Annotated in this window: 12 protein-coding genes; 5 read left to right on the top strand and 7 right to left on the bottom strand. The window is 61.2% G+C overall.

What is annotated here, in order from left to right; translation table 11 throughout:
- Positions 1-36 precede the first annotated feature (36 nt).
- On the top strand, positions 37-492 hold the full coding sequence (locus QRN61_RS05805; RefSeq protein WP_285373405.1) for a YaiI/YqxD family protein: 456 nt from the start codon (positions 37-39) through the stop codon (positions 490-492).
- Between the two features lie 138 nt (positions 493-630).
- On the opposite strand, the gene elbB is transcribed toward QRN61_RS05805, so the two are convergent.
- On the bottom strand, positions 631-1299 hold the full coding sequence (elbB, locus tag QRN61_RS05800) for an isoprenoid biosynthesis glyoxalase ElbB (RefSeq protein ID WP_027610468.1): 669 nt from the start codon (positions 1297-1299) through the stop codon (positions 631-633).
- A 279-nt stretch (positions 1300-1578) separates the two neighbouring features.
- Complete coding sequence (locus QRN61_RS05795; RefSeq protein WP_027610469.1) at positions 1579-2229, bottom strand: DedA family protein; 651 nt, start codon at positions 2227-2229, stop codon at positions 1579-1581.
- A 207-nt stretch (positions 2230-2436) separates the two neighbouring features.
- Here QRN61_RS05795 and hemB point away from each other — a divergent pair, with 207 nt between their 5' ends.
- Positions 2437-3450, top strand: coding sequence for a porphobilinogen synthase (gene hemB / locus QRN61_RS05790; RefSeq protein WP_027610470.1), 1014 nt, complete (start codon positions 2437-2439; stop codon positions 3448-3450).
- An 18-nt stretch (positions 3451-3468) separates the two neighbouring features.
- On the top strand, positions 3469-5694 hold the full coding sequence (gene ppk1, locus QRN61_RS05785; RefSeq protein WP_027610471.1) for a polyphosphate kinase 1: 2226 nt from the start codon (positions 3469-3471) through the stop codon (positions 5692-5694).
- Between the two features lie 263 nt (positions 5695-5957).
- Here ppk1 and ppx read toward each other — a convergent pair whose 3' ends face one another.
- The 5 genes from ppx to QRN61_RS05760 form a co-directional block, all read right to left on the bottom strand.
- Positions 5958-7460 (bottom strand): exopolyphosphatase, encoded by a 1503-nt coding sequence (ppx, locus tag QRN61_RS05780; protein ID WP_027610472.1) that lies wholly within the window; start codon positions 7458-7460, stop codon positions 5958-5960.
- A 234-nt stretch (positions 7461-7694) separates the two neighbouring features.
- Positions 7695-8432: an amino acid ABC transporter ATP-binding protein gene (locus tag QRN61_RS05775; RefSeq protein ID WP_139055145.1), complete on the bottom strand. Its 738-nt coding sequence runs from the start codon at positions 8430-8432 to the stop codon at positions 7695-7697.
- Positions 8419-9069 carry an amino acid ABC transporter permease gene (locus tag QRN61_RS05770; protein ID WP_150370105.1) on the bottom strand — a complete coding sequence of 217 codons (651 nt, stop codon included), beginning with the start codon at positions 9067-9069 and terminating at the stop codon, positions 8419-8421. Before QRN61_RS05770 ends, QRN61_RS05775 begins: the two co-directional genes overlap by 14 nt.
- On the bottom strand, positions 9066-9734 hold the full coding sequence (locus QRN61_RS05765; RefSeq protein ID WP_202369147.1) for an amino acid ABC transporter permease: 669 nt from the start codon (positions 9732-9734) through the stop codon (positions 9066-9068). The genes QRN61_RS05770 and QRN61_RS05765 overlap by 4 nt, the downstream gene beginning before the upstream one ends.
- Before the next feature lie 22 nt (positions 9735-9756).
- The gene (locus QRN61_RS05760; protein ID WP_285373404.1) at positions 9757-10542 is read right to left on the bottom strand and encodes a transporter substrate-binding domain-containing protein; all 786 of its coding nucleotides are present in this window, start codon (positions 10540-10542) and stop codon (positions 9757-9759) included.
- A gap of 256 nt (positions 10543-10798) precedes the next feature.
- On the opposite strand from QRN61_RS05760, the gene QRN61_RS05755 reads away from it, so the two are divergent.
- Both QRN61_RS05755 and trxA read left to right on the top strand, forming a co-directional pair.
- Positions 10799-11506, top strand: coding sequence for a FadR/GntR family transcriptional regulator (locus tag QRN61_RS05755; RefSeq protein WP_097089549.1), 708 nt, complete (start codon positions 10799-10801; stop codon positions 11504-11506).
- Between the two features lie 120 nt (positions 11507-11626).
- Entirely contained in the window at positions 11627-11956 is a 330-nt protein-coding gene (gene trxA, locus QRN61_RS05750) for a thioredoxin TrxA (protein WP_003177349.1), read from the top strand.
- Positions 11957-12025: the final 69 nt, after the last annotated feature.

Below are 12025 nucleotides of genomic sequence, written 5' to 3'. Positions count from 1 at the left end.
GCTTGCCCGCGATGCTTTTTTGAAGAGGAAAAAATCATGCGTGTATGGATCGATGCCGACGCTTGCCCCCGGGCCGCCAAGGATCTGGTGATGAAGTTCGCCCTCAAGCGCCAGTTCGAAGTGGTGCTGGTGGCCGGGCAGCCGCAGACCAAGCCGGGACTGGCCATCGTCAAACTGATCGTGGTGCCCAGCGGTCCGGATGCGGCGGACGATTATCTGGTCGAGCACGCGGTGCCTGGTGAGCTGGTGATCTGCAGCGATATCCCGCTGGCCGATCGTCTGGTGAAGAAGGGCGTGGCGGCGCTGGACCCGCGCGGCAAGGAATTCGATGCGCAGAACATGGGCGAGCGGCTGGCGGTGCGCAACCTGTTCACCGACCTGCGTGAGCAGGGCCAGATCAGCGGCGGCCCGGCACCGTTTGGCGAGCGTGAGAAGCAGGCGTTTGCCAATGCGCTGGACCGCATCCTCACCCGCCTTGCACGTCAGTCCTGATTCAACCGTATTCCTGTGGTGAGGGGATTTATCCCCGATGGCCTGCACAGCAGGCCCAATGCTTCAAGATGCAAAGGGGCTGCTGCGCAGCCATCGGGGATAAATCCCCTCACCACAAAAACCTTCATCAAGGTCGCATCAGGCATCGTTCTCGTGAGTCAGTTCGAGCACGCGGTCGACCAGTTTGTTGATCCCCGAAGCCGCCTCACTGATGTTCTGCGCCAGCATGTAAGCCGGGGTCGTCACCAGTTTGCGTGCCTTGTCTTCAATGATGTCAGTCACCGCGCAGTCTTCGTGGCTGGCGCCCATCTTGTTCATCGCGGTAGCGGTGTCGGCATCGTTGCCGATGGTGCAGGTCACGCCCGGGCCGTAGATCTTCGCTGCCAGCGCCGGCGAGATGCACATCAGGCCCACCGGTTTGCCCGCTTCGGCAAACGCTTCCGCCAAGGCCAGCACCTCAGGCTGTACTGCGCAGCCGGCACCTTCTACGGCAAAGTTCGAGAGGTTTTTCGCGGCGCCAAAACCGCCAGGTACGATCAGCGCGTCGAAGTCATCGACGTCGGCCTCGCGGATGTCCTTGATGTTGCCGCGGGCAATGCGCGCCGACTCCACCAGCACGTTGCGCGTTTCGGGCATTTCTTCACCGGTCAGGTGATTGATCACATGCAATTGCGCGATGTTCGGCGCGAAGCATTGCACCTGTGCGCCGCGTTGATCCAGGCGCAGCAGGGTGATGACGCTTTCATGGATTTCGGCGCCGTCGTACACGCCGCTGCCGGACAGGATCACTGCAACTTTTTTGCTCATGGGTTTCTCTCCAGATTCATGGCGCTAAATGTCCACTAATTTATCGCGCGTTGCCATAGGCTAAAGTGGCGGCGGCACCTGCATGGAGCGCTTTCTAAATGGATCGCAACAACGGCGGGGTGTTCATTATTTGCGGTTGCCTGCCTCGTGACGAGCAGGAGATTTTTGGCGTGAGAACGCCGCTGGCGAACGGGAGTCCGCTGGCGCAGAGGGGATAAATGACTAAAAGAGCCGGCCAGCCCGGGCTTTGCGCAGGGCTGTGCGCCAGGCGCCAGCGCGTTATTCGGCTGGCGTCTTCGGTTCGGCAGGTTTGGCCACTTCGGCTTGATTCAGCAGTGCCGCTTTTGCGGCTTGCTCATCGGCGTAAACCTGTTTTGCCAGTCGCGCATTCTTGAAGCGGCGGCGCAGCCACAGACCAACGCCAAGAATCAGCAGCGCACCGAGCACCCACAGCTCGTACTTCTTGATGCTGCCGAGCATGCCTTCGAGCACCGCGCCGAAGTGGTAGGCGGCGGCCGCCAGCGCGGTTGCCCAGATTGCCGCGCCGATGCCGTTCAGCAGCAGGTAACGTCCCGGCGGGTAACCCGACAGGCCGATCGCCACCGGCATCACCGTGCGCAGGCCATAAACGAAGCGGAAACTCAGGACCCAGATGTCCGGATGTTTGCGGATATGTTCCAGCGCGCGGTCGCCCATCATCTGCCAGCGCGGTTTGCGCGCGAGCAATTTGCGCCCGTGCTTGCGCCCCAGGAAGTACCACAGCTGATCGCCGGCATAGCTGCCGAAGAACGCCACGACCACTACCAAGTTGATGTCCATGTATCCACGGAACGCGAGGAAGCCTGCGAGCACCAGGATGGTTTCGCCTTCGAAGAACGTGCCGAGGAACAAGGCAAAGTAGCCAAAGTCATGCAGAAATTGTTGGAGCATTGTCTGGGTGCTGGCGAAATGAACGCGCAGCCTAACCCTTCGGACACATTCATGAAAGTGTCCAAATGTGTCTCGACGTGAACAATTCCTACGCTAACAATGGAATGCGGCTACATGTCACGGGGTACGCACAACTGTAATCTGTTGGTCATAATGGCCGTCTATAACTGTCACGCTCGCCCGTTTGCGCGGGCTCAGGAGTCCGCCGTGAGCTTTACCCCTGCCAATCGTCTGTTCCCTGCCACTCGCCTGCGTCGCAACCGTCGCGATGATTTTTCGCGTCGGCTGGTGCGGGAAAACGTGCTGACGGTCGATGACCTGATCTTGCCGGTGTTCGTGCTCGATGGTGTAAACCGTCGCGAAGCCGTGGCCTCGATGCCCGGTGTCGAGCGCCTGACCATCGACCTGCTGCTTGAAGAAGCGGCGAACTGGGTCGAACTGGGTATCCCGGCGCTGGCGCTGTTCCCGGTCACGCCTGTCGAACTGAAATCCCTTGATGCTGCCGAAGCCTGGAACCCCGAGGGCATTGCCCAACGTGCTACTCGCGCGTTGCGTGAGCGGTTCCCGGAATTGGGCGTGATCACTGACGTCGCCCTCGATCCGTTCACCACCCACGGGCAGGACGGCATTCTCGACGAAGAAGGCTACGTGCAGAACGACATCACCGTCGACGCACTGGTCAAGCAGGCACTGTCCCACGCCGAAGCCGGCGCTCAGGTCGTGGCGCCGTCGGACATGATGGACGGTCGGATTCAGGCGATCCGCGAGGCGCTGGAGCTGGCCGGTCACGTCAACGTGCGGATCATGGCCTACTCGGCCAAGTACGCCAGCGCCTATTACGGGCCGTTCCGCGATGCCGTGGGGTCGGCGGCGAATCTGGGCAAGGCCAACAAGGCCTCCTATCAGATGGACCCGGCCAACAGCGACGAAGCGCTGCACGAAGTCGGCGCGGACTTGTCTGAAGGCGCGGACATGGTCATGGTCAAACCCGGCATGCCGTACCTGGACATTCTTTTCCGGGTAAAAGATGCCTTCAAAGTGCCGACCTTCGTCTATCAGGTTAGCGGCGAATACGCCATGCACATGGCGGCGATCCAGAATGGCTGGTTGAGCGAGGCGGTAATTCTTGAATCACTGACCGCCTTTAAACGTGCCGGCGCTGATGGCATCCTGACTTACTTTGCTGTCCGCGCCGCTCAATTGTTACGAGAGCAGAAATAGCCCTCCCAGGAACATTCGATGAATACCGAAGGACTCACTGAAGTTGCAGTAAAAGAAGCTCAACCGGTGGTGGAGCAAATCACCGAAACCCCGCCGGAACTCGAGCCTGCGCCACCCGCGCCGGTTACCGAAGCCGTCGCGGTGGCGCCAGTGATTGCGATCCCGGGCCTGGATGACAGCAGCCTGTATATCCATCGCGAGCTTTCGCAATTGCAGTTCAACATCCGCGTGCTGGAACAGGCGCTGGACGAGTCCTATCCGTTGCTGGAGCGGCTGAAGTTCCTGCTGATCTTCTCCAGCAACCTCGACGAATTCTTTGAAATCCGCGTCGCCGGCCTGAAAAAGCAGATCACCTTCGCCCGGGAACAGGCCGGTGCCGACGGTCTGCAACCGCACCAGGCACTGGCGCGGATCAGCGAGCTGGTGCACGGTCACGTTGACCGCCAGTACGCGATCCTCAACGACATCCTGCTGCCGGAGCTGGAAAAGCATCAGGTGCGCTTCATCCGTCGCCGTCACTGGACGACCAAGATCAAGACCTGGGTGCGCCGCTACTTCCGCGACGAGATCGCGCCGATCATCACCCCGATCGGCCTCGACCCGACGCACCCGTTTCCGTTGCTGGTGAACAAGAGCCTGAACTTCATCGTCGAACTGGAAGGCATCGACGCCTTCGGTCGCGATTCCGGTCTGGCGATTATCCCGGCACCGCGCCTGCTGCCACGGATCATCAAGGTTCCGGAAGAAGTCGGCGGCCCGGGCGACAACTACGTGTTCCTGTCGTCGATGATCCACGCCCACGCCGATGACCTGTTCCAGGGCATGAAGGTAAAAGGCTGCTACCAGTTCCGCCTGACCCGAAACGCCGACCTGGCGCTCGACTCCGAAGATGTCGAAGACCTTGCGCGCGCCCTGCGTGGCGAGCTGTTCTCGCGGCGCTACGGTGATGCGGTACGTCTGGAAGTCGCCGACACCTGCCCGAAACACCTCTCGGACTATCTGCTCAAGCAGTTCAACCTGAGCGAGACCGAGCTGTATCAGGTCAACGGCCCGGTCAACCTGACCCGTCTGTTCAGCATCACCGGTCTGGACAGCCACCCGGAGCTGCAATACACGCCGTTCACCCCGCAGATCCCGAAACTGCTGCAGAACAGCGAGAACATTTTCAGCGTGGTGAGCAAGCAGGACATCCTGCTGCTGCACCCGTTCGAGTCGTTTACCCCGGTGGTCGACCTGCTGCGCCAGGCCGCCAAAGATCCACATGTTCTGGCCGTACGCCAGACCCTGTATCGCTCCGGTGCCAACTCGGAAATCGTCGATGCGCTGGTGGACGCCGCGCGTAACGGCAAGGAAGTGACCGCGGTCATCGAACTGCGCGCGCGCTTCGACGAAGAGTCCAACCTGCAACTGGCCAGCCGTCTGCAAGCGGCCGGTGCGGTAGTGATTTACGGCGTGGTCGGCTTCAAGACCCACGCCAAGATGATGCTGATCCTGCGCCGCGAAGCCGGTGAGATCGTGCGTTACGCGCACCTCGGCACCGGTAACTACCACGCCGGCAATGCGCGTCTATACACCGACTACAGCCTGTTGACCTCCGACGACGCCTTGTGTGAAGACGTCGGTAAACTGTTCAGTCAGTTGATCGGCATGGGTAAAACCCTGCGCATGAAGAAGCTGCTGCACGCGCCGTTCACTCTGAAGAAGGGCATGCTCGACATGATTGCCCGGGAAACCCAGTTCGCCGTCGAAGGCAAACCGGCGCACATCATCGCCAAGTTCAACTCGCTGACCGATCCGAAGATCATTCGTGCGCTGTACAAGGCCAGCCAGTCCGGCGTGCGCATCGATCTGGTGGTGCGTGGCATGTGCTGCCTGCGTCCGGGCATTGCCGGGGTTTCGCACAACATCCATGTGCGCTCGATCATCGGTCGCTTCCTTGAACACACGCGAGTGTTCTACTTCCTCAACGGCGGCGAGGAGCAGATGTTCCTCTCCAGTGCCGACTGGATGGAGCGCAACCTCGACAAGCGCGTCGAGACTTGCTTCCCGGTGGAGGGCAAGAAGCTGCTGACCCGCGTGAAGAAAGAGCTGGAGCTGTATCTGACCGACAACACTCACAGCTGGAGCCTGCAGTCGGATGGCCGTTACATCCGCAACACGCCAACCGGCAACCAGAACCCGCGCAGCGCGCAGGCGACGTTGCTGGAACGCCTGGGCAGCCCGATTCTGCCGGTGAGCAGCTAACAGCTTAAAAGCGCCCTCACCCTAACCCTCTCCCGGAGGGAGAGGGGACTGACCGAGTTGGATGTTCGAGGTACATCGACCTGAGATTTCGAGTCGAACTCAGGATTTGAAAGGCCCATAAATCGGCTCCCTTTCCCCCTCGCCCCTTTGGGGGAGAGGGCTGGGGTGAGGGGGATCGATCTCAAGCACCCCTTTTGAACCAAGCCAAACACCCAATAAAAAGACGATCCCGAAGGATCGCCTTTTTTGTGCCTGCCCGTTACTCAATGCACGGTCAGAACGATCCCCACCCTCGTCAGCCAGTCGGCTTCGAGGCCAAAGTCGGCCTGAGTCAGCTGATTCTCATCCAGCCAGTTCTCCGGGAATTCCACGTCGAGGGTGTTGCCTTTGGCGTGCAGCGTCACTTGCGGCATCGCCTGGGTACCACGGATGTGGTGGAACAGGATCGCGAAGCGCAGCAGCACGCACAGGCGGATCAGCTTGTCGCCGTCGTCACCGAACTCGGCGAACTTGTCCTTGGGGATGTTGCGGCGATGGCCGCGCACCAGCAGGGCGAGCATTTGCTGGTCTTCGCGGGAGAAACCGGCAAGGTCCGAGTGCTCGATCAGATAGGCGCCGTGCTTGTGATAGTGGTAGTGCGCGATGTCGAGGCCGACTTCGTGGACCTTCGCTGCCCAACCGAGCAATTCGCGCCAGATGCCGTCATCCAGCTCCCAGTCTGCGGCGACCTGATCGAAGGCGTGCAGTGCCTTGCGTTCAACTCGCGCGGCTTGTTCCAGATCGACGTGATAGCGCTCCATCAGCGAAGTCAGGGTGCGTTCGCGCACGTCTTCGTGGTGATGGCGCCCGAGCAGGTCGTAGAGCACGCCTTCACGCAGTGCGCCTTCGCAATGATCCATGCGTTGCAGTTCGAGGGCGTCGAAGATCGCTTCAAGAATCGCCAGGCCCGCCGGGAAGATCGCCCGACGGTCAGGCTTGATGCCTTCGAAGTCGATCTTGTCGACGTCACCCAGTTTGAACAGACGACGCTTGAGCCAGGCCAGGCCTTCGGCATTCACTTCGCCGGTGCCATGCCCGCCGGCCTTCAGCGCCAGGCCGATGGCGCGGATGGTGCCCGAGGAGCCGATGGCTTCATCCCAGGTCAGGCGGTGCAGGGCGTGCTCGATGCTCATGATCTCCAGCCGTGCCGCCGTGTACGCCTGGGCGTAACGGGCCGGGGTGATCTTGCCGTCCTTGAAATAACGCTGGGTGAAGCTGACGCAGCCCATTTGCAGGCTTTCGCGCAGCAGCGGTTCAAAACGCTGCCCGATGATGAATTCGGTACTGCCGCCGCCGATGTCGGCCACCAGACGCTTGCCCGGGGTGTCGGCGAGGGTGTGCGAAACGCCCAGATAAATCAGCCGCGCTTCTTCACGGCCGGAGATGACTTCCACCGGGTGGCCGAGGATTTCTTCGGCGCGGTGGATGAATTCCAGGCGGTTGCGCGCTTCGCGCAGGGCGTTGGTGCCGACGATCCGCACGGCGCCCAGTGGCATGCCGTTGATCAGTTGGGCAAAGCGCTTGAGGCAGTCGAGGCCGCGCTGCATCGATTCTTCGTTGAGATGGCGCTCATCGTCGATACCGGCGGCGAGCTGCACTTTCTCTCCGAGGCGCTCCAGGATGCGGATTTCACCGTTCTGGGCCTTGGCCACGACCATGTGGAAGCTGTTGGAGCCCAGGTCGATTGCGGCGATCAGGGACAGATTCTTGGCTTTGGATTGCGGCATGGTCAGGGGGTCTCGGTCGATAACCCCGCCATCGTGCCACGATCAAACGCTGACGCCAACGCGCATGGTTCAAACCGTTGATCCTGCGCATAAAAGCTTGAGACCGCGGCGCGGCCATTCGTGAGCAAGCCCGCTCCCACAGGTTTTGCAGCGAACTCACCATAGTGGTCCAACAGAGATCCCTGTGGGAGCGAGCCTGCTCGCGAAGGCGTCCGCCCCATCACTGCGGCTATTTCAGGCTGTTGCTTCCACCGTGCCAATGAAATTCGCCAGCTCCGCCGTCTGCGGATTGGCAAACAACACCTTCGGATCCCCCACCTCATGCACCTTGCCATGGTGCATGAACACCAGTTTGTCGCCGACCTCCCGGGCGAAGCGCATTTCGTGGGTGACCATGATCAGCGTCATGCCTTCCCTGGCCAGTTGGCGCACCACAGCGAGCACTTCGTTGACCAGTTCCGGATCCAGCGCCGAGGTGATCTCGTCGCACAGCAACACTTTCGGCGACATCGCCAGTGCCCGGGCAATCGCCACGCGCTGTTGCTGTCCGCCGGACAACCGATCCGGGAAGGCGTCGAACTTCTCCCCCAGCCCGACGCGTTCGAGCATCTTGCGCGCCAGTTCGGCCGCCTTGGCCTTCGGTACTTTCTGCACCACTTGCGGCGCGAGCATCACGTTCTCGCCGACGGTCAGGTGCGGGAACAGGTTGAACTGCTGGAACACCATGCCGACTTTCTGCCGCAGGCTGCGCAGGTCGGCGCGGGCGGCGTCGAGGTATTCGCCGTCGACTTCGATCACCCCGTCGTTGATCGACTCCAGACCATTGAGGGTGCGCAGCAGGGTCGATTTGCCCGAGCCGCTGCGGCCGATGATCGCCACCACCTGGCCTTCCTCGACGCTCAGGTCGATGCCTTTGAGCACGTGGTGATCGCCGTAGTATTTATGCAGGGCGGAAATTCTAAGCAGAGGCATGCAGTCTCCTTTCCAGGTAGCGCGCACTGAGCGACAAGGGGTAGCAGAGCAGGAAGTAGCCGAGGGCGACGAGGCCGTAGACCATGAACGGTTCGAAGGTGGCGTTGGCGAGCATGCCGCCGGTCTTGGTCAGCTCGGTGAAACCGATGATCGAGGTCACCGCAGTGCCCTTGACCACCTGCACCGAGAAGCCCACGGTCGGCGCCACGGCGATGCGTAGCGCCTGCGGCAGGATCACGTAGCGCAACTGCTCCAGCGGATTCAGCGCCAGACTCGACGAGGCTTCCCATTGGCCATTGGGGATCGCTTCGACGCAACCGCGCCAGATCTCCGCCAGATAGGCGCTGGTGAACAATGTCAGGGCAATGGCTGCCGCCATCCACGGCGAGATCTCGATCCCGGCCAGCGCCACGCCGAAGAACACCAGAAACAGCTGCATCAGCAGCGGTGTGCCCTGGAACAGCTCGATCCAGGTGCGAGCAATATTGCTCGATAACGGATTTTTCGAGATGCGCATGATCAGAATCAGCAGACCGACGATGCCGCCACCGATGAACGCTACCAGCGACAGCGCCAGCGTCCATTGCAGGCCGGTCAGCAGGTTGCGCAGGATGTCCCAGAAAGTGAAGTCGCTCATCGGCTGCTCCTCGCGATATAGCGGCGGCCGATCCAGTTCAGCAACTGGCGGATCAGCAGCGCCATGCACAGGTAGATCAGCGTGGTCAGCGCATAGGTTTCAAAGGCGCGGAAGTTGCGCGACTGAATGAAGTTGGCGGCGAAGCTCAGCTCCTCGGTGGCGATCTGCGAACACACCGCCGAACCGAGCATGACGATGATGATCTGGCTGCTCAGGGCCGGCCAGACCTTGCCCAGCGCCGGCAGCAGAACCACATGGCGGAACGCTTCGAAACGGCTCATCGCCAGTGCGGCAGCGGCTTCCAGTTGTCCGCGCGGAATCGCCTGGATGCCGGCGCGGATGATCTCGGTCGAATACGCGCCGAGGTTGATCACCATCGCCAGCACCGCCGCCTGCCACTCGGAAATCTGCACCCCGAGGGATGGCAGGCCAAAGAAGATGAAGAACAGTTGCACCAGAAATGGCGTGTTGCGGATCAACTCGACGTAGACGCCGAAGAGTGCCGAGAACGGGCGGATGTTCCACGCCCGCACCAGCGCGCCGACGATGCCCACGCCGACCCCGAACAGCGCGCCAATCGCCGTCAGCTCCAGGGTGAACAGGGCGCCGCGCAGCAACAGGTCGGTGTTTTGCACCACCGGCATGAAATCGAACTGATAAGCCATCGATTGTCTCCCGCGCGACCGATCAGAGATCGGCCGGCAGCGGCTCTTTGAGCCAGGTCTGCGAGTTTTTCTCCAGCGCGCCGTCGGCCTTGGCGGTGGCGAGGATCTCGTTGACCTTGCCCAGCAGCGCGGGCTCGTTCTTGTTCACGCCGACGTAGACCGGCGAATCCTTGAGCTTCACTTTCAGCGCCGGCACGCGTTTCGGGTTCTTCTCGCTGATCGCCACCATCACCACGTTGCCGCTGGCGATCAGGTCGACCTGCCCTGCGAGGTAGGCGGCGATGGTCGAGTTATTGTCCTCGAAGCGCTTGATGGTCACGCCTTCGGGGGCGACCTTGGTCAGCTCGATGTCTTCGATCGCACCACGGGTGACGCTGATGGTTTTGCCCTTGAGGTCGTCGAGCGTAGTGACGGCGGCATCAGGCGGGCCGAACACCGCGAGGTAGAAAGGCGCGTAGGCGTGGGAGAAGTCGATGACTTTCTCGCGCTCCGGGTTCTTGCCGAGGCTGGAGATCACCAGGTCGACCTTGCCGGTGGTGAGGAACGGGATGCGGTTGGTGCTGTTGACCGGGGTCAGTTCGAGTTTGACCTTAAGTTGATCAGCCAGCAGCTTCGCCGTGTCGATATCCAGGCCACGGGGTTTCATGTCCGGGCCGACCGAGCCGAATGGCGGGAAGTCCTGAGGCACGGCAACTTTCAGTGTGCCGCGTTTGATCACGTCTTCCAGGCCATCGGCGTGGGCGGGGATCTGGCTCAGCATCAGGCTGGAAAACAGAGCGGCGAGGAGGGCTCGGTAACGCAGGGTCATGGCAAATCTCCGGATCGACGGGAAGTGATTTCTGCGATCGGACAGAGCACGGGCCGTGCCAATACCCGGATTTATCCCCGGCAGGCCGCGGGTTTGCCGGGTTTATTCGGTCTTACTGGTCTGAACAGTCAGGTTGTTTTTCGCACCCCGATGGCGCACCGGCAGCGGGCGCCGAACCCCGCTGGGGCACGACTTGCCGGATCCGGCGAATAGCTTTACAACTAGCCGCACCTTGGCCTGGCTCGTCTGAAAAACCATGAACTCGATCTCCCGCGCCGTACCCGAAGTGGCGCTGCAAGCCATACGCAAACTGATCACTGAGCAGGGTTTCGGTGCGGGCGATGCGTTGCCGTCGCAACGGGATCTGGCGGTGCAGCTGGGGGTCAGTCGGGCGTCGTTGCGCGAGGCGCTGTCGTCGCTCAGTGCGCTGGGCGTGGTCAGCATCCAGCCGGGCAAAGGCGTGTTCGTGCAGGCACCGGTGGACATTGCGCAGGGTGACAATGCGCCGGGCTGGCCGTTCGCAGCGCAGGCCTCGCCACTGGACATCTTTCAGTTGCGCTATGCGCTGGAGGGGTTTGCCGCCGGGCTGGCGGCGGTGACCTTGAGCACGTTCGATCTGGATGCGCTGGAGGACAACGTTGCGGCGATGCGCGAGCAATTGAAGGCCGGCGACTTCGAGGCCGCGGCGAAACTCGACTTCGAATTCCATCGGCGTATTCTGCTGGCCAGCGGCAATCAGGCGATGCTGAGCATCCTCACCGCCAGCGCCGAGATCTTTCTGGAGAGCCAGAAGCTACCGTTCATCCGCGCCGAACGGGCGATGGAAACCTGGCAGGAGCACCGCAAGATCCTTCGTGCACTGGCGCGCCGGGCATCCGCTGCGGCCCAGAAGGCCATGCAGGAACACGTGCGCAACGCCGCCCTGCGCACCGGAATTTCCTTCATTGCCCCCGCCACGGCGTGACTTGGGCTATACCCAAACTCATCGAGTGCCATAGCAAGACTCAATCAACTGCGGCTTCCTGAACAAGGGAAGGGCGGCTATGATGGGCCACGTTTTTTTGCTTACAACCTGGAGAATTCCATGAGCAGCGATCTTATCAAACACGTTAGCGACGCCAGCTTCGAAGCCGACGTACTCAAGGCCGAAGGCGCTGTACTGGTCGACTACTGGGCTGAATGGTGCGGCCCTTGCAAAATGATCGCTCCGGTTCTGGACGAGATTGCCGAGACTTACAAAGGCAAGCTGACCATCGCCAAACTGAACATCGACGAAAACCAGGAAACCCCGGCCAAGCACGGCGTGCGTGGTATCCCGACGCTGATGCTGTTCAAGAACGGCAACGTTGAAGCGACCAAAGTCGGCGCCCTGTCGAAGTCGCAACTGGCTGCTTTCCTCGACGCCAACATCTAAGCGTCGCAGTAAATTGTCTAGTCCTGAAATAGGTTTACACCTGTTTCAGTCTCAAAATGCCCGATGCAC

This window comes from Pseudomonas sp. lyk4-TYG-107 (genome assembly GCF_030209055.1).
Classification (GTDB): Bacteria; Pseudomonadota; Gammaproteobacteria; order Pseudomonadales; family Pseudomonadaceae; genus Aquipseudomonas; species Aquipseudomonas putida_A.
Note: the sequence above shows the minus strand (reverse complement) of the source record. Positions and strands in the feature narration are given on the sequence as shown.